The organism is Bradyrhizobium lupini (genome assembly GCF_040939785.1).
Classification (GTDB): domain Bacteria; phylum Pseudomonadota; class Alphaproteobacteria; order Rhizobiales; family Xanthobacteraceae; genus Bradyrhizobium; species Bradyrhizobium canariense_D.
This window is the reverse complement of record NZ_CP162553.1, coordinates 5,462,144-5,482,529: the sequence shown is the minus strand read 5'-3', so window position 1 is coordinate 5,482,529 and position 20,386 is coordinate 5,462,144. Positions and strand designations below refer to the sequence as shown.

Here is a 20,386-nt window from a genome sequence, read left to right as displayed (position 1 = left end):
CTAGGCAACAGAGCACCGCAACGGTGCCGGGTGACCAAGAAACACCGCGCAAACAGGGGCGACCGATGATCAATCTGGAGACGTTGAAGACTTATTCGCGCGCCGTTGCGTTTGGCGCAGTGGCTGTCACCGCGATCGCGTTTGCCGGCCCGGCCAAGGCCGCGCCTGTGCAGCTCTTCCCCTTCTTCCAGCCGCTGCCGCCGATCGCAGCGCCGCAGCCGTACCAGCCTTATCAAGCGACGCCGTATCAGGCCGCGCCGTCCGAGGAGCAGGACGCGGTCGAAACGCCGGCCCGCTTCCGCCGCCAGACCGTCTCCTATGCGACGCGTGAGGCGCCGGGCACCATCATCATCGATACGCCCAACACCTATCTCTATCTCGTGCTCGGCAATGGCCAGGCGATGCGCTACGGCATCGGCGTCGGCCGCGACGGTTTCACCTGGTCCGGCACCCAGTCGGTGACCAAGAAGGCGGAGTGGCCGGATTGGACCCCGCCGCCGGAGATGATCGCCCGCCAACCCTATCTGCCGCGCCACATGGCCGGCGGTCCCGGCAATCCGCTCGGCGCCCGCGCCATGTATCTCGGCGGCACCATCTACCGCATCCACGGCACCAACGCACCCGACACCATCGGCAAGCACGTCTCCTCCGGCTGCATCCGCCTGACCAATGACGATGTTGCGGACCTGTACTCCCGCGTCAACGTCGGCACCAAGGTGATCGTGCTGCCGATGACGGAGCGCCGCGCCGACCTCGGCGCCGCGACGCGGTAAGCGACAGGACATTGTGACGCAAACGGCCCCGGAACTCACCGGGGCCGTTTTCGTTGGCCCTCGGCATACCGATGCGCGCGCGTGCTGCGGCGCGATCCCCGATGGAGGCGCGAATGCAATCACGTCCGCAAACGCCGCAAGGCAAATGCCTGCGCTCGATCGCTGCCGCGGTGGCACTGCTGCTGAACGCGCCCACCTCGCGCGCACAGCAGCCGGGGAGTGACGACGCAGCCCAGCAGGCCTTCAACAATTCCTGCCGAACCTGCCACTCGGTGAAAGAGGGCGACAATCGTCTGGGCCCCAACCTCAACAAAATCGTCGGACGCAAGGCCGGCGCGCTGCCGAACTACAACTATTCTTCGTCGATGAAGGAAGCCGGCTTCGTCTGGGACCAGGACAAACTCACCCGCTTCATGCTCAAGCCGGACGAGGTCGTCTCCGGCAACAAGATGCAGCCCTATGGCGGCGTCTCGGCGGAGGAAGCGGGCAAGATCGTTGCCTATTTGCAGGCGGCTTCGCAGTAGGGCCACCGGCCCCGCCGCTCTGCGATCAGCCTCAGCCACGCCGCCGAATGAAACGCGCTCATCAGCAGATACATCGGCACCATCCCGCCGAGCATCGCCCCATGTCCGGAGCCACACAGCATGTCCGCCGGGCCATCAAGCATGGCCGTCAGTACGGCCATGATCGCGAAGGTCGGCGTCGCCGCCAGCCCCAACCATCTGGCGAGGTGGCGCGCGGCCACCACACCGTTGCGGCTCGCGCCGGCCATTGCGCTGACGGGACTAGTCACGTCCTTCAGCCGCCTCCTCGCGAAAAGCCTTCTCGCCCGCGGTCGAGATCTCGACCCATCTCTTGTCGGGCGCCGCACCTTCGGTGTAGCTGTCGTGCCAGTTCCACCATTTGTAGGTCGGCGTCTGCGGATAGCCTTTCGGCGAATCCTCCCAGACCTCCTGCCGTCCCAGCGGCGTGATGTCGAGGTAATTCCAGGTGCCGCCCATCTGCTCGTCGCCCCGGCTCTTGACGAAATAGGTGCGGAAGATCCGGTCGCCGTCGCGGAAGAACACGTTGGTCCCGTGCCACTCGTCGACGCCGAAATCCGCATCGAAACTGTCGGTGACGGTGACCCATGGCATGGTCCAGCCCATCCGCTGCTTCAGCCTGCTGATATCGGCCTGCGGTGCGCGCGAGGCGAACACCAGCGTGGTGTCGCGGGCATTGAGGTGCGCGACATGCGCGACCTGGTCGGCCACCATGGAGCAGCCGCGGCAGGCATGATCCGGCCAGCCGAACACGCCCGGCTCGAAGAACGCACGGTAGACGATCAGCTGCCGCCGGTCCTGGAACAGGTCGTGCAGACTGACCTTGCCGCCGGGCCCCTCGAACGCATAGGTTTTGGTCACTTCCATCCACGGCATGCGCCGGCGCTCGGCCGCCAGGGCATCGCGGGCACGGGTATGCGCCTTTTCCTTCACGAGCAGTTGCTGACGGGCGGCCTCCCAGTCCTGCGGCGATACCACCGGCGGTGTTTGCATGGCGGCTTGTCCGTTGTTTCCTGCGTTGTCAGCTGATGTCATCATGGCTCTCCAACTTTTCCCGGGCGGCCGTTCCGAATCTCGCTGTGTGAGATGCGGAACCGCTCGCCCCTCGCCGCACATTGTCGGCCGTCAACGATCTCTCGCACCGGACGGTTGCGTGGTGGGAGTAACAAGTGTGGCGGGATTTGAATGGAGTCGCTGATCACGGCCGCGGCGCGCGCGCTCCAAGCCGGCGATCCGCTCGGCGCGCTGAACCGCGTTGCGCTGCGCAACGATGCACCTTCGCTGGCGCTGCGCGGCATCGCGATGGCGCAACTCGGCGATCTCGCCAAGGCGAAGACGTTGCTGCGCAGCGCCGCACGCGCCTTCGGCCCGAAAGAGGCGGTCGCGCGCGCCAGATGCGTGGTGGCGGAGGCCGAGATCGCACTCGTCTCGCGCGACCTGAATTGGCCGGCCAACACGCTCGTGGTCGCGCGGGCGACGCTCGCAAGCCACGGTGACCTCGCCAACGCGGCCTATGCGGGTCACATCGAGGCGCGCAGACTTCTCCTTCTCGGGCGCCTCGACGAGGCCGAGCGCACGCTGGCCGAGATCAAGACCACACCGCTGCCCCCGGCTGCGCAGGTCGCCCGCGAGCTCGTGATTGCCGGCATCGCCATCCGGCGGCTCCGAACGAAAGACGCGCGCGCGGCGCTCGGGCGCGCGGCGAGCGCAGCACGACAGGCCGGCATTCCCGCGCTTGCGGCGGAGGTCGAAGGCACGAGCCGCGTGCTCGACACGCCCGCAGCGCGCTTGATCACGCGCGGGCACGAACGGCCGCTACTGCTCGAGGAAATCGAGGACCTCGCGACATCGGAGGCGCTCGTGGTGGACACGTTCCATCACGCGGTTCGCAGGCGAGGCATCCTCGTGCCGCTCGGAACGCGGCCGGTGCTGTTCGCGCTCGCGCGCATCCTGGTGCAGGCCTGGCCGGCCGATGTCTCGCGGGAAGCGTTGATCACGGGAGCGTTTCAGGCAAGGCACGTCGACGAATCGCATCGCGCCCGGCTGCGCGTCGAAATCGGGCGGCTCCGCACCAAGCTCAAGCCTCTGGCCGACGTCAGCGCGACCAGGCAAGGTTTTGCGCTGACGCCGCGCAACACGCGGCAGGTTCTCGTCCTCGCACGGCCCGTCGAGGAGAAGCACGCCAATGTGCTCGCCTTCCTCTCTGATGGCGAGCCCTGGTCGAGTTCGGCGCTCGCGCTGGCGCTGGGAACGAGCGCGCGCACCGTGCAACGGGCCCTCGAAGAGCTGGCGCGATCGAACAAGGTGCAGTCCTTCGGACACGGACGGGCGCGGCGCTGGATGACGCCGCCCGTGCCGGGTTTCCCGACAGGCTTGTTACTCCCCGGACCGCTCATGAAGACGTAAAGTGGGATTCACACCGCAGGGACCGAGCAGATGAAACGTTCAGCCGCCGAGATCGTCAGGGAATACGGGCCCTATGCAGGCGTCGAAGCCGTGCACGGCGTCACCTATGACGGCAGCCTTATGTGGTTCGCATCCGGCGACAGATTGAACGCGGTCGACCCGGCCGATGGCAACATCACCCGCTCCATCGATGTCGCCGCGCATGCGGGAACGGCGTTCGACGGCCGCCACCTGTTCCAGATCGCCGAGGACCGCATCCAGAAGATCGACGCTGTGACCGGCAAGGTGCTCGCCACTATCCCGGCACCCGGCGGCGGTGGCGATTCCGGACTGGCCTGGGCCGAGGGCTCGCTCTGGGTCGGACAGTATCGGGAGCGCAAGATCCATCAGGTCGATCCCCAGACGGGAAAAATTCTCCGCACCATCGAAAGCAAGCGCTTCGTCACCGGCGTGACCTGGGTCGACGGCGAGCTCTGGCACGGCACTTGGGAAGGCGAGGACAGCGACATCAGGCGGATCGACCCCGAGACGGGCAAGGTGCTGGAGCAGCTCGACCTGCCCGCCGGGACGATGGTGTCAGGATTGGAGTCCGATGGCGGCGACCGTTTCTTCTGCGGTGGCGGAGATCGCGGCAATGTGAGGGCGGTGCGCCGTCCGAAGCGCGGCTAGGTACGCGAGGACGAATGCGCGGCAACGGTGCGTTCGCGGCCGTTAATATGTTTGCCCCAATTCCACCCCATCGGTGGGCTCTAGCGCCCTCCTTGCCTGCCCTGTAGACTTCTGCCCCGGGGCGGCCTGGGGGATTGATGCGACTGACGCTGAACTTAAAAACTGTCCTGATCGCCGTCGCGGTGCTCGCGGCGTCGTTTTTCATCAGCCTGAAGGCGATGGACTGGCTGTCGCCGCGGGCGACGAATTCCGCGCCGCCGGTCGCGCAATTGCCGCCGCTGCCGCCGGTCTCGAAGAGCTCGATCGTGGTGGCGCCGGTCGCCATCGCGCTGTCGGCGATCCGCGAGCAGGCCGAGAAGGCCGCTCCGCGCAATTTCGCCGGCAAGGCCGAGAACCCGATTTCGCAAATCCTGGAGAACGGCGACATCGGCTGGTCGGCGGTACGCGGACCGATGGCGACTGCCGGCGACAAGGACGTGCTGACGATCTCGACGCCGCTCACGGGCAAGCTGAACGTGACGGGCTCGCTGTCGTCGAAAGCCACCGGCGCGCTCGGCGAGGCGCTCGGCAGCGTGCTCGGCGGCAATGCCGCGAAACAGATCGGCGCGGTCAACATCAAGAATTTGAACGCCAGCGCCGAGATCAAGGGCAACGTCGTCGTTACCTCGCGGCCGAAGCTCGCCGCCAACTGGCATCTCGAGCCCAATCTCGGCGCCCAGGTCAATCTTGGCGATACCAACCTCAACATTTCGGGCGCCAAGGTCAACGTGCCTGCGCAGGTGAAGCCGCTGATCGACAAGACCGTTGGCGAACAGATCAACGCCGTTTCCGAACGCATGCGCAACGATCCGACCTTGCGGGACAACGCGAAGCTGCAATGGGCCAAGGCCTGCCGCTCGATCCCGCTGCAAGGCTCGGGGTCTTCCGCCGCGCTGCCGCCGCTTTGGCTCGAGATGAAGCCGACCCGCGCCATCGCGGCACAGCCGCGCGTCGACGCACAGAACGTGACGCTGCTGCTTGGCCTCGAGCTCGAGACGCGCGTGATCTCGACGCCGACCAAGCCCGACTGCCCGTTCCCCGACAAGATCTCGATCGTGCCGCCGACCGGCACCGGTGTGAACATTGGCGTGCCGATCGACGTGCCCTTCACCGAGATCAACAAGCTCATCGCGGCGCAGATGGTCGGCCACACCTATCCCGAGGACGGCTCCGGCCCGGTCGATGTCACCGTCAAGAGCGTCAACGTGATCCCGTCGGGCGAGCGCCTCCTGATCTCGCTGCTGGTGCGCGCCAAGGAGAAGAAGAGCTGGCTTGGTCTCGGCGCCGAAGCGACCGTGCACATCTGGGGCCGGCCGATGCTCGACCAGGCGCAGCAGACGCTGCGGCTCGCCGACATCCAGCTCGCCGTGGAATCCGAGGCGGCCTTCGGCCTGCTGGGTGCCGCGGCGCGCGCGGTGGTGCCGCAGATGCAGCAGGCGCTGGTGCAGAAAGCGACGGTCGATCTGAAGCCGATTGCCGCCAACGCACGCGAGAAGATCGCCGCCGCGATCGCCGACTATCAGAAGAACGAGGATGGCATCAAGGTCGAAGCGAAGATCGACAGCCTGAGCCTCGCCGACATCGCCTTCGACTCCAAGACGCTGCGCGTGATCGCGGAAGCCGGGGGCTCGCTGAATGTATCCGTGACGAAGCTGTCGGGGATGTAGCGCGCCCCTTTTCCCGACGGGTCCGTGCGCGCAGTCGCTTGCGCCGCTGGCAATCTGGTCGGACGATGCTAAGCTGTTCCTCGCACCCCGGGGACGGGGTGCTGACAGCACTGTGGCTGACAACGCGAGGACGACATGGAAGCCGGCATGGTTACGCCTGCGCCGGCGCTGGTGCGCTTTTCCGGCATTCAGAAGACCTATGATGGCGAGCACCTCGTGGTGAAAAACCTCGATCTCGACATCAGGAAGGGCGAGTTCGTCACCCTGCTTGGTCCGTCGGGCTCGGGCAAGACGACCACCCTGATGATGCTGGCGGGTTTCGAGGTTCCGACCCATGGCGAGATCTTCCTCGCGGACCGACCGATCAAGAACGTGCCGGCACACAAGCGCGACATCGGCATGGTGTTCCAGAATTATGCCCTGTTTCCGCACCTGACGATTGCGGAGAATATCGCCTTCCCGCTCTCCGTTCGCAACACGAACAAGGCCGAAGCGCAGGATCGTGTCAAAGCGGCATTGCGCATGATCAAGATGGAAACTCTGGCGCAGCGGCGGCCCGGGCAGCTGTCCGGCGGTCAACAGCAGCGCGTGGCGCTGGCCCGCGCCCTTGTTTTCAATCCGCAACTCGTGCTGATGGACGAGCCGCTGGGCGCCCTGGACAAGCGCCTGCGGGAGCAGATGCAACTGGAGATCAAGCAACTGCACGAGACGATGGGCATCACCGTCGTCTACGTCACCCACGATCAAAGTGAAGCGCTCACCATGTCGGATCGCATCGCCGTATTCAACGACGGCATCGTGCAGCAGATCGACAGGCCCGACGCGCTGTATGAGCATCCGGTGAACAGCTTCGTCGCCCATTTCATCGGCGAGAACAATGTGCTGTCCGGCACCGTCGAGATGCTTGAAAAGGAATATTGCCGCGTTGCGCTGGCGGGCGGCGGCGCCGTGACCGCACGAGCGGTCAACGTATCAGGCGCCGGCGCATCGACCTCGCTGTCGGTGCGGCCGGAGCGGATCGCCATCATCCCGGATGGCACCTCCGGCGACGAACCGAACCGACTGCCGGCCAGGGTGCAGAACACCATCTATCTCGGCGACCACGCGCTGGCCGTGCTCGACGTCGCCGACAACAGGGAATTCATGGTCAAGCTTCAGCCGGGCACGCATGACAGCCTGAGAGCTGGCAGCCTTACAGCTGGCAGCCTGAGACCTGGCGATGACGTGTTCATCACCTTCCGCCCGGAGGATTGCCTGGCCCTCGATCCCGTCTGATCCAACCATGCAGCATCGCTCCAAGGCGGGCGGACCTGGACCAACCAAGCTCAACGTCACGTGAAGAAGGAACAAAGACCATGCTGAAGCGCAAGATTATTCTGGGTTTGGCCGCGGCATTCACTGCCAGCGCGACGCTGGCCACGGTCGCGCAGGCGCGTGACCTCACCGTTGTGTCGTGGGGCGGCGCCTATCAGGATGCCCAGAAGAAGGTCTATTTCGAGCCGTTCAAGAAAGCGACCGGTGTTCCCTTGAATGACGAGTCCTGGGACGGCGGCGTCGGCGTGTTGCGCGCCAAGGTGCAGGGTGGTGCCGCCACCTGGGACGTCGTCCAGGTCGAGAGCGACGAGCTGGCGGTTGGCTGCGAGGAAGGCCTGTTCGAAAAGCTCGACTATTCGAAGATCGGCGGCGAGGCCGCCTATATCCCACCGTCGGTCAATCCTTGCGGCGTCGGCGCCATCCTCTACGATTTCGTTCTCGGCTACGACAAGGACAAGTTGAAGGAGGCCCCGAAGGGCTGGGCCGACTTCTTCGACACCAAGAAGATCCCGGGCAAGCGTGCCCTGCGTCAGGGGCCGAAGACCACGCTGGAGATCGCCCTCATGGCCGACGGCGTCGCGCCAAAGGACGTCTACAAGGTGCTGGCGACCGACGAGGGCGTCGAGCGCGCGTTCAAGAAGCTGGACACCATCAAGGGCGACATCGTCTGGTGGAAGGCCGGCGCTCAGCCGCCGCAATTGCTCGCCTCCGGCGAGGTGGCAATGACCTCGGTCTACAATGGCCGCATCGACACCGCGAACAAGAACGAGAAGAAGAATTTTGGCATGGTCTGGGACGGAGCGCTCTTCACCCTCGACACTTGGGTGATCCTGAAAGGCAGCCCGAACAAGGACGCGGCCTACAAGTTCCTGGACTTCGTCGGCAAGGCTGAGAACCAGTCGAAACTGTCGGAGAACATTGCTTATGGCACCTCGAACAAGGACGCAGCTGCCCTGCTCGCGCCTGCTGTTCTGAAGGACCTGCCGACAGCGCCTGACAACATCAAGAATGCGGTCGAGATCAATGTTGCCTTCTGGCTCGAGAACATCGACCGCCTGACCGAGCGCTTCAACAAATGGGCCGCGAAATAGCGTCCCCACAAAGCTCGACCCAAGGTTAGCCAATGACGGATGCGCTCTTGACCGGCGCCCATGGCCCGACCGAGGTGCCGCTCAAGCGCCGATTGCGGCGGGCGGAGCGAGCACGCCAGGTCAAAGCATTGGCGCTGGTTCTGCCGCTTCTCGTCTTCCTGCTCTTCACCTTCGCTGGGCCCATCGCCGGCATGCTGTGGCGTGCCGTCGATGACCGCGAGGTGCGTCTGGTTCTGCCTCAGACCATCGCGGCTCTCGCCAGTTGGGACGGCAGGGATCTGCCGGACGAAAAGGCCTACGCGGCGCTGGCGGGCGACATCATGGCGGCGCGCGATTCCGGCACCATTGCGATTGCGGCCAAGCGGCTCAACTACGCACTGAACGGCTTCCGCACGATCCTGACCAGCACCGCACGCAATCTGAAGACTGCGCCCGAGCCCGGCACGGCGAGGGAGACGCTGGGCAAGATCAACCCGGCCTGGCGCGAACGCGCCACCTGGACCACGATCAAGGACGCCAGTGGCCCCGTGACCGGCTTCTATCTTTTGTCGGCGCTCGATCTGACGCGGAACGTGGACGGCGCGATCGTCGCAGCCCCGCCGGATCAGGCCATCTACCGCGACGTTTTCGTCCGCACCTTCCTCATCAGCCTCAGTGTCACGGTGCTGTGCCTGATCCTTGGCTTTCCGGTCGCCTACTTGCTGGCCGCGCTGCCGCCCGGCCGGTCGAATTTGCTGATGATCTTCGTCCTGCTGCCGTTCTGGACGTCGCTGCTGGTCCGCACCTGCGCCTGGATCGTTCTGTTGCAGAGCAAAGGCGTCGTGAACGACAGCCTGCTCTGGCTTGGCATCATCGACGAGCCGTTGCGCCTGATCTACAACCGCTTTGGTGTCTGCGTGGCCATGACCCACGTTCTCCTGCCGTTCATGATCCTGCCGCTGTACAGCAGCATGAAGGCGATCTCGCCTGCTTACATGCGTGCCGCCGCCTCGCTCGGTGCACCACCCCTCACCGCCTTCCTGCGGATCTACCTGCCTCAGACGCTGCCGGGCATCGGCGCGGGAAGCCTGCTCGTCTTCATCCTGGCGCTCGGCTATTACATCACGCCGGCACTCGTCGGGGGGCGCCGCCGATCAAATGATCAGCTACTTCATCGCGCTCTACACGACCGAGACGGCCAATTGGGGCCTTGCTTCGGCACTGGGTGCGGTGCTGCTGCTCGCCACTATTCTGCTCGCGCTCGTCTACGGAAAGCTGGTGCAGGGACAGCAGGTCACGGGAGGGATGAAGAATTGAGCGACAATTCCTCCATCCGCACGCCGAGTCAGCGCATTGCGTGGACCGCGACCATCGTGATCTCCACGCTGGTGTTCATCTTCCTGATTGCGCCGATCCTTGCGATCATGCCGCTGTCGTTCAGCTCGGGCTCGTACCTCACCTATCCGCTGCCGGGCCTCTCGCTGCGCTGGTACGACGACTTCATCAATTCGCCGCGCTGGATGAATTCGCTGAAGAACAGCATGATCATCGGTGTCGCCTCGACCCTGCTGTCGATGGTGCTCGGCACGCTGGCGGCGTTAGGGCTGGCGCAGTGGAAGAGCCGGTTCAAGCCGCTCGTGCTGGCCTTCGTGCTGTCGCCGGTCGTCGTGCCCGGGGTCATCACCGCGGTCGGTCTCTATTTCTTCTTCGCGCCGATCGGATTGACCGGCAGCTATCTCGGCTTGATCCTGGCCCACACCGCGCTGGCGACGCCCTTCGTCGTCATCACGGTCGGCGCGACGCTGCAGAGCTTCGACACCAATCTGGCCCGCGCTGCCGCCTCGCTCGGTGCCTCGCCGCTTGACGCCTTCCGCCGAGTGATCCTGCCGCTGATCCTGCCCGGCGTGGCATCGGGGGCCCTGTTCGCCTTCGCGACCAGCTTCGATGAGGTGGTGATCGTGCTGTTCATGGCAGGTCCCGAGCAGCGCACCCTGCCGCGCGAGATGTTCAGCGGCATCCGCGAGAACATCAGCCCGACCATCACGGCGGCAGCGGTGATCCTGACGACGGTCTCGGTCATCCTGCTCGCCACCCTGGAAGGCCTGCGCCGGCGCAACGAACGGCTCAAGGGCAGCAGCGCGTGAGCTTCTTCCTTCTCCCGGGGAGAGGGTGAAAACACTGCCGCGCCCTGCTTATTTCTCAACCCTCCTCGCGCATTCTCGGGCTTTGCTCCGGGGACCGATTGTCGTTAGAACGGTCCCCGCAACAAAACCCAAACAACAACGCTGAGGGAGAAACAAAATGCAAAAGCTCATCGCCGCGATCGCGGCCGGTCTCGCGCTCGCCGCCACGTCAGGCGCCGCCCAGGCGCAGATTTCCGACGACGTCGTCAAGATCGGCGTGCTCACGGACATGTCGAGCCTCTATGCGGACGCGACCGGCAAGGGCTCGCTCGCCGCCGTGGAGATGGCGGTCGCCGATTACGGTGCCAAAGTCGCGGGCAAGCCCGTGCAGGTGGTCTCCGCCGATCACCAGAACAAGCCCGACGTCGGCGTCAACATCGCCCGCAACTGGTACGACAACGACAAGGTCGACGCGATCTTCGACGTGCCGACCTCGTCGGTGGCGCTGCCGATCTCGGCGTTGACGCGCGAGAAGAACAAGATCCACATCAATTCCGGCGGCGGCTCATCCGATATCACGGGCGTCGCCTGCTCGCCCAACACGGTGCACTGGACCTACGACACCTATGCGCTGTCGAACGTCGCCGGCAAGGCGATGGTCAAGCGCGGCGAGGACACCTGGTTCTTCGTCACCGCCGACTACGCCTTCGGCATGGCGCTGCAGCGCGACGCCGCCAACGTCGTCAAGGAGAGCGGCGGCAAGGTGCTCGGCGAGGTCCGCCATCCGCTCAACTCGTCGGACTTCTCCTCCTTCCTGCTCCAGGCCCAGGCCTCCAAGGCCAAGGTGGTCGCACTGGCCAATGCCGGCGGCGACACCACCAATGCGCTGAAACAGGCGGCCGAGTTCGGCCTGACGGAGGGCGGCCAGAAGATGATCGCCTTGCTCATGGAGATCACCGACGTTCATTCGCTCGGCATCAAGTCGACGCAAGGCCTCATCATCACCGACGCGTTCTACTGGGACACCAACGAGGAGACGCGCGCCTTCTCCAAGCGCTTCAACGAGAAAGTCGGTCACATGCCGACCATGATCCAGGCGGGGCTCTATTCCGCGACCATGCATTACCTGAAGGCGATCGACGCCATCAAGACCGACGAGGCACCGAAGGTGATGGAGCAGATGCGCAAGACACCGGTCGACGACTTCTTCGCCAAGAACGGCAAGATCCGCATCGACGGCCGCATGGTCCACGACATGTATCTTTTCGAGGTCAAGAAGCCCGAGGACTCCAAGGGCGAGTGGGACCTCTACAAGCTGATCGCCACCGTGCCCGGCGACGAGGCCTTCCGTCCGCTCGACAAGGGCGGCTGCCCGCTGGTGACGCACTGAAGTTCTTCTCCCTCTTCCCGCTTGCGGGGAGAGGTTGGGAAGAGCACGACAGCGCGCCCGGCAAAAACCGGGCGCGCTTCGTTTAGCCGTTCAGAGCCGCGTTACTCCGAGTATTTGAACTCGGGCATGTTCTTCAGCTCGTCCTTGCTCGCATTGAACACGGCGTGGTCCGGATACCATTTCGACGCGGACGTGGCCGTCGTTGTCGTCGCGGGCTTGTTGTCGGTGCCGGTCGCGGCACCCGTCGTGGTAGTCGCCGCGGGCCGGTTGGCTGCGCTGTTCGGGTTGTTCCCGGCAGCGCCGGTGTAGGCAACCGCCTCGTTGACGAATTTCAGCTTCTCAAAGGGCACCGCAACCAGATGCTCGCCCAGGCCGAGGAAGCCGCCGACGCCGATCACAGCGATCTTGATGTTACCGCTCTTGTCCATCAGCAGATCGTTGATCGAGCCGATGTTCTCATTGGCGTCGTTATAGACCTTGATGCCGTCCATCTTGGACGTACGCCACTGTCCCGACGCGGTCGTGGCGGTCGTCGTCGCCGCGGCAGCCGGCGCCTTGTCGGTGGTGGCGGTCGGATTTTGCGCGAACGCAACGGTTGCGAGCAGTGCGGTACCGGCAAGACCGGCCGCGATCGATTTCATCAACATATTGTCCTCTCCTTCAGCAGAAAACTTGTGCGGAGAAAACAGCTCGGATCAGTCCCAGTTCCGCGCGTGCTGCAATTTCGTCGCGTGCTGCGCGAGCATCTGGGCTGCGTTCAATTGTTCCTAAGTCACTCAGGAACATTTCGCAGCGCACGATTTCGTCGATAAATTCATGCGGCGCGCGCGATCGCGATCGCCCACGGCGGCGAGCTGTCGCTGCACGACCGGGAGCCGCATGGGCTGATCGTGCGGATGCAATTGCCGGTACGGCAGCAGCCGCAGCTTGCGGCTTAAGCCATGATCCGGACCCGAAGGGCCGCGCCAGCGCAAAGTGTGCAGCGGTTTTCCGAAAAGATCATGCCCGAAGACTAAACCTCAGGCCGCAAGCGGCGGGTGCGCGACGGCTCCCTCATCAAAAATCGCAACCGCCTCGAAGCGATAATTGCAAGCACGGCATGTCCAAAGATAGGAGATGCGTCCGTCGCCCGCCTCGATCCAATCAGGTTGGGGGATCGGCGCGCCGCATTGCGCACAGGGATTTTGCCTGGGAATGTCGCCGATGTGTGCCTTCACCACGTTTTCTTTTGTCATGGCACCTCTCCCGATTTGCGCCGCTCTCTTACTCGCTTTCGGGCCCACACGCGAATAGACAGGCCCGCTGTCGCGAATGACGGCTTCGTCTGCATGACAAGCCCTACGCCGGCCTTGCGTCCGAATGACGGCTCTGCGCTGCAAAAACGTAATCGGAGGCGTTTCGCCACATCATCGCCGCGTTCGCGGGGCCTAACGCGAGCGGGCGCAGGTGAGCGGTGCCGAGGAACATTTGATGAAAATTTTACATGTTGCCGCGCTGCTCGCGGCCGGACTGACGTTGCCGCAGGCCGCATTCGCGGGCCAGACGGAGTACGCCGAGATGGTCGCGGCCCATGCGCGCGCCAACGGTGTGCCGGAGGCGCTGGTGCATCGCGTCATCATGCGCGAGAGCCGCTACCAGCCCGGCCTGGTCGGCCATGGCGGCACCATCGGGCTGATGCAGATCAAGCTCGCGACCGCCCGCGGGGTCGGCTACACCGGCGACGCCGCCGGCCTGCGCGATCCCAACACCAATCTCACCTATGCTGTGAAATATCTCGCCGGCGCCTATCACGCCGCCAATGGCGATCACGCCCGCGCCGTGCGTTATTTCGCCGGCGGCTATTACTACGCCGCAAAGCGGCAACGGCAGGAGGCCGTGCAGGTCGCCAATACGAGCGAGGCCAATATGGGCTCCCCTTGGCTTGAGCCGAACGGCAATCCGCAGCCGATATTCGGCGCCGCGCCGCACCGCAAGCTCGCCCAGCGCGTCCGCAACGCCCGGGCACAGGCGCCCAGGTAAGCCCGGTTCCCGCCAAGCGCGTTGACCACCCAGTCCTACTGGCATACATTAGAGCCGTTCCGAGGGGTGCTCCGAGGAGGAGCTGAGATACCGCTAAATGGGCAAATCCGCCCAGGACCGCGGTGACCCTTTGAACCTGATCCGGGTCATGCCGGCGAAGGGACAGGGATGTTGCAGACGAGCAAGCGACCGGATTCCCCGGTATCCATCATCGGCGCGGGCATTGCTGGCGCCTGGCAGGCCTTGCTGTTCGCGCAGGCCGGCCACGCCGTCACCTTGCACGAGCGCGGTGACGCCGACATGACCGACGCCACCAGCCATTGGGCCGGCGGCATGCTCGCGCCCTATTGCGAGGCGGAAGTTTCCGAACCCATCATCAGCCGCCTCGGCCTGCGCTCGCTCGACATCTGGCGGCGCGAATTGCCCGACACGCCTTTCAACGGTTCGCTGGTCGTTGCCCACCCGCGCGAGCGCAACGATTTCGAACGTTTCGCCCGGATGACCGAAGGCCATCGCCGGCTCGATGCCGCCGGCCTTGCCGAGCTCGAGCCGTCGCTCGAAGGCCGCTTCCGCGACGCGTTGTTCTTCCCGACCGAGGGTCATGTCGAGCCGCGCCGCGTGCTGCCGAAACTGCACGAGCGCATCCGCGCCGCCGGCGGCACCATCAAATTCGAAAGCGATGTCGCCCCGGCCGAACTCGCAAAACTTGATCCTAAAGGCATCGTGATCGACTGCCGCGGCCTTGCTGCGCGCGACGAGCAGTCTGGCTTGCGCGGCGTCAAGGGCGAGATGATCCTGATCGAGACCAGCGAGGTGCAGCTTGCGCGGCCGGTGCGGCTGATCCATCCGCGCTGGCCGCTCTATGTGATCCCGCGCGAGGACAATCTGTTCATGCTCGGCGCGACCTCGATCGAGGCCGAGGACACCGGCGTCAGCGTCCGCTCGGCGCTGGAGCTGTTGGGCGCGGCCTATGCCGTGCATCCCGCCTTCGGCGAGGCCCGCATCGTCGAATTCGGCTCCGGCCTGCGCCCCGCTTTTCCCGACAATCTGCCGGGCATCGGCATTCGCGGCAACACGATCAGCGTGAACGGCCTCTACCGTCACGGCTTCCTGATCGCCCCGGCGCTGGCCGAGCTGACGCTTGGCTTTGTCGAGCGCGGCCAGATCGACAATGAGGTGATGCAATGCGCGTGACCGTGAACGGCGAGCAGCGCGAGATCAATTCGGCCAGCGTCGACGCGCTGCTCAGCGAGCTCGACTACGAGGGCACCCATTTCGCGATCGCGCTGAACTACGACGTCGTGCCGAAGAGCCGCTGGGCCGAGACGGCGCTGAAGGCCGGCGACGAGATCGAGATCATCACGCCGCGGCAGGGAGGGTGACGGGGATGCGCTCGCCGTACACTCCGCTGTCATCGCCCGGCTCGACCGGGCGATCCAGTACGCCGCGGCGTCTCGGTTCTAACCGCACCGCCTCTGGAATACTGGATCCCCGCCCCCCGTGCGCAATTTGCGCACTAGGCGGGGATGACAGTGTCATTTGGAGAGACACCCCATGGTGACCTTCTACGGCAAAACCTTCCCCTCCCGCCTCCTGATCGGCAGCGCGCTCTATCCCTCGCCTGCGATCATGCAGTCGGCGATCCGCGCCTCGGGCTCGAACATCGTCACGGTGTCGCTGCGGCGCGAATCCGCCGGCGGCAAGACTGGGGACGCGTTCTGGAATCTGATCCGCGAGCTCGACGTCACGGTGCTGCCGAACACCGCCGGCTGCCGCAGCGTGCGCGAGGCGGTGACGACGGCCAAGCTCGCGCGCGAACTATTCGGCACGAGCTGGATCAAGCTCGAAGTCATCGCCGACAACGACACGCTGCAGCCCGATGTCGTTGGACTGGTCGAAGCCGCCGCCATTTTGATCAAGGACGGCTTCGAGGTGTTCCCCTATTGCACAGAGGATCTTTCGGTCGCCAACCGCCTGGTCGATGCCGGCTGCAAGGTGGTGATGCCGTGGGCTGCGCCGATCGGCAGCGCGAAAGGCATCACCAACCGCGACGCGCTCAAGCTGATGCGCGAGCGGCTGCCCGATATCACGCTGGTGGTCGACGCCGGCATCGGCGCGCCCTCGCATGCGGCGCAGGCGCTGGAGCTCGGCTACGACGCCGTGCTGCTCAACACCGCCATCGCCAAAGCCGCCGATCCCGTCGCGATGGCCAACGCCTTCCGCCTCGGCATCGAGGCCGGCCGCACCGCTTACGAAGCCGGGCTGATGAACGCCCGCGATTTCGCCTCCCCCTCCACCCCTGTCGTTGGGACACCTTTTTGGCATGCCGTATCCTGATCGCTTTTATCCCGTCGTCGACAGCCTCGCCTGGGTCGAGCGCCTGACCAGGCTCGGCGTCGGCACCATCCAGCTGCGCGCGAAAGATCTCGACGATTCGCAATCGCTGCAGATGGTCACCGATGCGCTGGCGATCACCGCGGACACGCAAGCCAAGCTCGTCGTCAACGACTATTGGCGTGCCGCGATCGTCGCCGGGGCGAAATATCTGCATCTCGGCCAGGAGGATTTGGCCGACGCCGACCTCGCTGCCATCCGCGAGGCCGGGCTGTCGCTCGGCGTTTCCACCCATGACGAGGGTGAGCTGGACACCGCGCTCGCCGCCGAGCCCGATTATGTTGCGCTGGGCCCGATCTTCTTCACCACCTTGAAGTCGATGCGCTTCGAGCCGCAGGGCATTCCGAAGATCACGGAATGGAAGAAGCGCATCGGCAATATCCCGCTGGTCGCGATCGGCGGCATCAAGTTCGAGCACGCCGCGGAGATCTTTGCCGCGGGCGCGGATTCCATCGCCGTCGTCAGCGACGTCACCCAGAATGCCGACCCGGATGCGCGGGTGCGGCAATGGCTCGGCCTGTCCGCGGAGGCGGCGTGATGCGCCTCACTCTCTCACCCCGCACGCCACTGTCATCGCCCGGCTCGACCGGGCGATCCCGTACGCCGCGGCTTCTCGGCTTGAGCCGCACCGTCTCGGAGTACTGGATCCCCGCTCCCGTGCGCAATTGCGCACTAGGCGGGGATGACAGCCGAATTTGCCTCTCGCACAGCGACATCAACGAATTAAACCGGAGGATCCCATGAACATCCGCTCCAATCCCGACAAGACCGTCCCCGCCGTCACCACCGGCCCGCTGCCCTCGTCGCGAAAAATCTTCGCCTCGCCCGATGCCGCGCCCGACCTGCGCGTGCCGCTGCGCGAGATCATCCTGTCCGAAGGCGCCGGCGAACCGAACCTGCCGGTGTACGACACCTCCGGCCCCTACACCGACCCGAGCGTGACCATCGACGTCAACGCCGGTCTCGCGCGCGGCCGCAAGGCCTGGGTGCTCGAGCGCGGCGGCGTCGAGGAATATCAGGGACGGCAGATCAAGCCGGAGGACAATGGCAGCGTCTCCACCGGCAAGGCCGCGCGCGCCTTCTCGGCCTATCACCAGCCGCTCCGCGGCCTCGACGGCCACAAGATCACGCAGCTCGAGTTCGCCCGCGCCGGCATCATCACCAAGGAGATGATCTACGTCGCCGCGCGCGAAAACCTCGGCCGCAAACAGCAGCTCGAGCGTGCGGAAGCAGCCCTTGCCGACGGCGAAAGTTTCGGCGCGGAAGTCCCCGCGTTCATCACCCCGGAGTTCGTCCGCTCCGAGATCGCGCGCGGCCGCGCCATCATCCCCTGCAACATCAATCACAGCGAACTCGAGCCGATGATCATCGGCCGCAACTTCCTGACCAAGATCAACGCCAATATCGGCAACTCGGCGGTCACGTCATCGGTCGAGGAAGAGGTCGAGAAGATGGTATGGGCGATCCGCTGGGGCGCCGACACCGTGATGGACCTCTCCACGGGCCGCAACATCCACACCACCCGTGAATGGATCCTGCGCAACGCGCCGGTGCCGATCGGCACCGTTCCGATTTATCAGGCGCTGGAGAAGTGCGACGGCGATCCGGTCAAGCTGACCTGGGAGCTCTACAAGGACACGCTGATCGAGCAGTGCGAGCAGGGCGTCGACTATTTCACCATCCACGCCGGCGTGCGCCTGCAATACATCCACCTCACCGCCAACCGCGTCACCGGCATCGTGTCGCGCGGCGGCTCGATCATGGCCAAGTGGTGCCTGGCGCATCACAAGGAAAGCTTCCTCTACACCCATTTCGACGAGATCTGCGATCTCATGCGCAAGTATGACGTCTCGTTCTCGCTCGGCGACGGCCTGCGTCCGGGCTCGATCGCCGACGCCAACGACCGCGCGCAGTTCGCCGAGCTGGAGACGCTCGGAGAGCTCACGAAGATCGCGTGGGACAAGGGCTGCCAGGTCATGATCGAAGGCCCCGGCCACGTGCCGATGCACAAGATCAAGATCAACATGGACAAGCAGCTCAAGGAATGCGGCGAGGCCCCGTTCTACACCCTCGGGCCCCTGACCACCGACATCGCGCCGGGCTACGACCACATCACCTCGGGCATCGGTGCGGCCATGATCGGCTGGTTCGGCTGCGCCATGCTCTGCTACGTCACGCCGAAGGAGCATCTCGGCCTGCCCGACCGCAACGACGTCAAGGTCGGCGTCATCACCTACAAGATCGCGGCCCACGCCTCCGATCTCGCCAAGGGCCACCCGGCAGCCCAGCTGCGCGACGACGCGCTGTCCCGCGCCCGTTTCGACTTCCGCTGGAGCGACCAGTTCAACCTCGGCCTCGACCCCGACACCGCCAAAAACTTCCACGACGAGACCCTGCCGAAGGAAGCCCACAAGGTCGCGCATTTCTGCTCGATGTGCGGCCCAAAATTCTGCTCGATGAAGATCACCCAGGACGTGCGTGATTACGCGGCGACGCTGAACGACCCGAACGGCGTGGGCATGTCGATGAGCGGGACTGCCGAGGACGGCATGGCCAAGATGAGCGCGAAGTTCAAGGAGATGGGCTCAAGCGTGTATCTGGATGCGGAGAAGGTGAAGGAGAGTAACCGGGTGTTGTGAGGGGCGCCCGTGCGAATTCTGGGGGCGACGGTCGTCGCCCCCAAAGTTGGAAACGCAATACGAACAGCCCATGCGGTTTGAAATACTACCAGGACTACCACCGTACGGACCTCCGGCCATCTCTTTAACCGCGCGCGGTGAGCGCGAATTTCGGGAAGGTTTGGTAGTTCGCTTCTATCCCAACGATTCCGATCCATGGATCGGCAATTTCGTGGGAGGCATCTTCGATTACACCACTGTGCTCGATCATCCCAACGGAAGGGACGTGATCGTTGTCGCTCGCGGCGATACTTGCATTATCGATCCGGAACACCACGCCATTCGAGATCGCATTGCAAGTGACACTGCGCGTGCAATTGGCGTACCGGCTCTTGGATTAGTCGTTTTCCAAGGGTCGGTCGATTTCAGCGCGGTTCGGTCAGATAATTTGCGATGGAATAGTCCGCAGATTTCGTGGGATGGCTTCCGCAAGATAAATGTTCAAGAAACCATGCTCACCGGCGAGGCATGATCTCCCATTGGAGACTCTTGGATATCATTCAGCCTCGATCTTTTGACAGGACACTGCACCGACGGAATTTATGAACTAGAAGCGGCTCGGGCGTTGCGTGTGACGCGTAAATCGGACTAACGCCAGCAAGCGTAGCCCGGATGAGCGCAGCGACATCCGGGTCTTTGCCATCCCGCATATCGCTCCGCTCATGCGGGCTACAGCCGCGGATAATTGACGTGCCCGATACATTCCCCCACCGCCTCCCCGACCAACTCCTTCCCAACCTCCGTCTCGTCTTCGTCGGCACCGCCGCCAGCACGCGGTCGGCCAAGCTCGGGCACTACTACGCCCATCCCGGCAACCGCTTCTGGCGCGCGATCCATGAGGCCGGGATCACGCCGCGGCGCTATCAACCGAGCGAGTTTGCAAGCTTGCTTGAGCTCGGGATCGGCTTCACCGATCTCTCCAAGTCGGGCGCCGGGATGGATCACCAGATCGCGGCTGAGACGATCGACGTGCCGGGGTTCAGGGCCAAGATCGAGAAGTTTCGCCCGAGGACGATTGCGTTCACGAGCAAGAAGGCGGCGAGCTTGTTTTACAGCAGGCCGTCGGCAGCGATTGCGTTGGGGCGGCAGCAGCGGGATGAGAGTTTGCCCGAAATGTTCGTGCTGCCCTCGCCGTCCGGCGCGGCATCCGGGCATTGGACGCTGCAGCCGTGGCGCGAGCTTGCGGCGTGGATTGCGGCGTAGCGTGAATTTGCGATAGCGCTCCACCCTCGGGCGTCGTCCCGGCGAAGGCCGGGAGGTGGATTCACACTCGAAGTGCAACAGTTGAGAGGAGAAGGCCTC

21 protein-coding genes, 1 pseudogene and 1 riboswitch are annotated in these 20,386 nt (G+C 64.6%); of the genes and pseudogenes, 18 read left to right on the top strand and 4 right to left on the bottom strand.

Annotated features, from left to right (window positions below; genetic code table 11):
- Window positions 1-65: 65 nt before the first annotated feature.
- Window positions 66-773, top strand: coding sequence for a L,D-transpeptidase (locus AB3L03_RS26060; protein WP_085349117.1), 708 nt, complete (start codon window positions 66-68; stop codon window positions 771-773).
- 113 nt (window positions 774-886) lie between these two features.
- The gene (locus AB3L03_RS26055; protein ID WP_247475529.1) at window positions 887-1,297 is read left to right on the top strand and encodes a cytochrome c family protein; all 411 of its coding nucleotides are present in this window, start codon (window positions 887-889) and stop codon (window positions 1,295-1,297) included.
- Here AB3L03_RS26055 and AB3L03_RS26050 read toward each other — a convergent pair.
- Window positions 1,273-1,566 carry a hypothetical protein gene (locus AB3L03_RS26050; protein WP_085361432.1) on the bottom strand — a complete coding sequence of 98 codons (294 nt, stop codon included), beginning with the start codon at window positions 1,564-1,566 and terminating at the stop codon, window positions 1,273-1,275. The genes AB3L03_RS26055 and AB3L03_RS26050 overlap by 25 nt on opposite strands.
- Window positions 1,559-2,353, bottom strand: coding sequence for a DUF899 domain-containing protein (locus AB3L03_RS26045; RefSeq protein WP_368507231.1), 795 nt, complete (start codon window positions 2,351-2,353; stop codon window positions 1,559-1,561). Before AB3L03_RS26045 ends, AB3L03_RS26050 begins: the two co-directional genes overlap by 8 nt.
- Window positions 2,354-2,500: 147 nt before the next feature.
- Between AB3L03_RS26045 and AB3L03_RS26040 the strand changes: the two genes are divergently transcribed.
- The 8 genes and pseudogenes from AB3L03_RS26040 to AB3L03_RS26005 all read left to right on the top strand — a co-directional run bounded on the left by AB3L03_RS26040 (window position 2,501) and on the right by AB3L03_RS26005 (window position 11,993).
- Window positions 2,501-3,721 carry a helix-turn-helix domain-containing protein gene (locus AB3L03_RS26040; RefSeq protein WP_368507230.1) on the top strand — a complete coding sequence of 407 codons (1,221 nt, stop codon included), beginning with the start codon at window positions 2,501-2,503 and terminating at the stop codon, window positions 3,719-3,721.
- Window positions 3,722-3,751: 30 nt separating this feature from the next.
- Entirely contained in the window at window positions 3,752-4,390 is a 639-nt protein-coding gene (locus AB3L03_RS26035) for a PQQ-binding-like beta-propeller repeat protein (RefSeq protein WP_018454167.1), read from the top strand.
- Window positions 4,391-4,527: 137 nt separating this feature from the next.
- Entirely contained in the window at window positions 4,528-6,096 is a 1,569-nt protein-coding gene (locus AB3L03_RS26030; RefSeq protein WP_018454166.1) for a DUF4403 family protein, read from the top strand.
- Between the two features lie 135 nt (window positions 6,097-6,231).
- Window positions 6,232-7,371, top strand: coding sequence for an ABC transporter ATP-binding protein (locus tag AB3L03_RS26025; protein ID WP_368507229.1), 1,140 nt, complete (start codon window positions 6,232-6,234; stop codon window positions 7,369-7,371).
- 80 nt (window positions 7,372-7,451) lie between these two features.
- Window positions 7,452-8,501 carry an ABC transporter substrate-binding protein gene (locus tag AB3L03_RS26020; protein ID WP_085385377.1) on the top strand — a complete coding sequence of 350 codons (1,050 nt, stop codon included), beginning with the start codon at window positions 7,452-7,454 and terminating at the stop codon, window positions 8,499-8,501.
- 32 nt (window positions 8,502-8,533) lie between these two features.
- Window positions 8,534-9,797 (top strand): annotated as a pseudogene (locus tag AB3L03_RS26015) (ABC transporter permease).
- Window positions 9,794-10,624 carry an ABC transporter permease gene (locus AB3L03_RS26010; RefSeq protein ID WP_018454162.1) on the top strand — a complete coding sequence of 277 codons (831 nt, stop codon included), beginning with the start codon at window positions 9,794-9,796 and terminating at the stop codon, window positions 10,622-10,624. Before AB3L03_RS26015 ends, AB3L03_RS26010 begins: the two are co-directional and overlap by 4 nt.
- A gap of 157 nt (window positions 10,625-10,781) precedes the next feature.
- Entirely contained in the window at window positions 10,782-11,993 is a 1,212-nt protein-coding gene (locus tag AB3L03_RS26005; protein WP_368507228.1) for an ABC transporter substrate-binding protein, read from the top strand.
- 101 nt (window positions 11,994-12,094) lie between these two features.
- On the opposite strand, the gene AB3L03_RS26000 is transcribed toward AB3L03_RS26005, so the two are convergent.
- Both AB3L03_RS26000 and AB3L03_RS25995 read right to left on the bottom strand, forming a co-directional pair.
- Window positions 12,095-12,640 (bottom strand): PRC-barrel domain-containing protein, encoded by a 546-nt coding sequence (locus tag AB3L03_RS26000; RefSeq protein ID WP_368507227.1) that lies wholly within the window; start codon window positions 12,638-12,640, stop codon window positions 12,095-12,097.
- 372 nt (window positions 12,641-13,012) lie between these two features.
- Window positions 13,013-13,228, bottom strand: a complete 216-nt coding sequence (locus AB3L03_RS25995; protein WP_368507226.1) for a hypothetical protein — start codon at window positions 13,226-13,228, stop codon at window positions 13,013-13,015.
- Between the two features lie 235 nt (window positions 13,229-13,463).
- Here AB3L03_RS25995 and AB3L03_RS25990 point away from each other — a divergent pair, with 235 nt between their 5' ends.
- The 8 genes from AB3L03_RS25990 to AB3L03_RS25955 all read left to right on the top strand — a co-directional run bounded on the left by AB3L03_RS25990 (window position 13,464) and on the right by AB3L03_RS25955 (window position 20,287).
- Window positions 13,464-14,012, top strand: a complete 549-nt coding sequence (locus tag AB3L03_RS25990) for a transglycosylase SLT domain-containing protein (RefSeq protein WP_368507225.1) — start codon at window positions 13,464-13,466, stop codon at window positions 14,010-14,012.
- A 52-nt stretch (window positions 14,013-14,064) separates the two neighbouring features.
- Window positions 14,065-14,193, top strand: a riboswitch (TPP riboswitch).
- Window positions 14,181-15,206: an FAD-dependent oxidoreductase gene (locus AB3L03_RS25985; protein ID WP_368507224.1), complete on the top strand. Its 1,026-nt coding sequence runs from the start codon at window positions 14,181-14,183 to the stop codon at window positions 15,204-15,206. (Overlaps the previous riboswitch by 13 nt.)
- Window positions 15,197-15,394: a sulfur carrier protein ThiS gene (gene thiS / locus AB3L03_RS25980; protein WP_368507223.1), complete on the top strand. Its 198-nt coding sequence runs from the start codon at window positions 15,197-15,199 to the stop codon at window positions 15,392-15,394. The genes AB3L03_RS25985 and thiS overlap by 10 nt, the downstream gene beginning before the upstream one ends.
- Window positions 15,395-15,566: 172 nt before the next feature.
- On the top strand, window positions 15,567-16,349 hold the full coding sequence (locus AB3L03_RS25975; RefSeq protein ID WP_368507222.1) for a thiazole synthase: 783 nt from the start codon (window positions 15,567-15,569) through the stop codon (window positions 16,347-16,349).
- Complete coding sequence (locus tag AB3L03_RS25970) at window positions 16,336-16,944, top strand: thiamine phosphate synthase (protein ID WP_085361445.1); 609 nt, start codon at window positions 16,336-16,338, stop codon at window positions 16,942-16,944. The genes AB3L03_RS25975 and AB3L03_RS25970 overlap by 14 nt, the downstream gene beginning before the upstream one ends.
- 202 nt (window positions 16,945-17,146) lie before the next feature.
- On the top strand, window positions 17,147-19,045 hold the full coding sequence (gene thiC, locus AB3L03_RS25965) for a phosphomethylpyrimidine synthase ThiC (protein ID WP_368507221.1): 1,899 nt from the start codon (window positions 17,147-17,149) through the stop codon (window positions 19,043-19,045).
- A gap of 70 nt (window positions 19,046-19,115) precedes the next feature.
- Entirely contained in the window at window positions 19,116-19,556 is a 441-nt protein-coding gene (locus AB3L03_RS25960) for a hypothetical protein (protein WP_368507220.1), read from the top strand.
- A 218-nt stretch (window positions 19,557-19,774) separates the two neighbouring features.
- Complete coding sequence (locus AB3L03_RS25955; protein WP_368509074.1) at window positions 19,775-20,287, top strand: mismatch-specific DNA-glycosylase; 513 nt, start codon at window positions 19,775-19,777, stop codon at window positions 20,285-20,287.
- Window positions 20,288-20,386 lie beyond the last annotated feature (99 nt).

Coding starts and splice junctions, on each gene's coding strand:
- AB3L03_RS26060 (WP_085349117.1), top strand. CDS start 66: ATGATCAATCTGGAGACGTTGAAGACTTATTCGCGCGCCGTTGCGTTT.
- AB3L03_RS26055 (WP_247475529.1), top strand. CDS start 887: ATGCAATCACGTCCGCAAACGCCGCAAGGCAAATGCCTGCGCTCGATC.
- AB3L03_RS26045 (WP_368507231.1), bottom strand. CDS start 2,353: ATGATGACATCAGCTGACAACGCAGGAAACAACGGACAAGCCGCCATG.
- AB3L03_RS26040 (WP_368507230.1), top strand. CDS start 2,501: ATGGAGTCGCTGATCACGGCCGCGGCGCGCGCGCTCCAAGCCGGCGAT.
- AB3L03_RS26035 (WP_018454167.1), top strand. CDS start 3,752: ATGAAACGTTCAGCCGCCGAGATCGTCAGGGAATACGGGCCCTATGCA.
- AB3L03_RS26030 (WP_018454166.1), top strand. CDS start 4,528: ATGCGACTGACGCTGAACTTAAAAACTGTCCTGATCGCCGTCGCGGTG.
- AB3L03_RS26025 (WP_368507229.1), top strand. CDS start 6,232: ATGGAAGCCGGCATGGTTACGCCTGCGCCGGCGCTGGTGCGCTTTTCC.
- AB3L03_RS26020 (WP_085385377.1), top strand. CDS start 7,452: ATGCTGAAGCGCAAGATTATTCTGGGTTTGGCCGCGGCATTCACTGCC.
- AB3L03_RS26005 (WP_368507228.1), top strand. CDS start 10,782: ATGCAAAAGCTCATCGCCGCGATCGCGGCCGGTCTCGCGCTCGCCGCC.
- AB3L03_RS26000 (WP_368507227.1), bottom strand. CDS start 12,640: ATGTTGATGAAATCGATCGCGGCCGGTCTTGCCGGTACCGCACTGCTC.
- AB3L03_RS25995 (WP_368507226.1), bottom strand. CDS start 13,228: ATGACAAAAGAAAACGTGGTGAAGGCACACATCGGCGACATTCCCAGG.
- AB3L03_RS25990 (WP_368507225.1), top strand. CDS start 13,464: ATGAAAATTTTACATGTTGCCGCGCTGCTCGCGGCCGGACTGACGTTG.
- AB3L03_RS25985 (WP_368507224.1), top strand. CDS start 14,181: ATGTTGCAGACGAGCAAGCGACCGGATTCCCCGGTATCCATCATCGGC.
- thiS (WP_368507223.1), top strand. CDS start 15,197: ATGCGCGTGACCGTGAACGGCGAGCAGCGCGAGATCAATTCGGCCAGC.
- AB3L03_RS25975 (WP_368507222.1), top strand. CDS start 15,567: ATGGTGACCTTCTACGGCAAAACCTTCCCCTCCCGCCTCCTGATCGGC.
- AB3L03_RS25970 (WP_085361445.1), top strand. CDS start 16,336: ATGCCGTATCCTGATCGCTTTTATCCCGTCGTCGACAGCCTCGCCTGG.
- thiC (WP_368507221.1), top strand. CDS start 17,147: ATGAACATCCGCTCCAATCCCGACAAGACCGTCCCCGCCGTCACCACC.
- AB3L03_RS25960 (WP_368507220.1), top strand. CDS start 19,116: ATGCGGTTTGAAATACTACCAGGACTACCACCGTACGGACCTCCGGCC.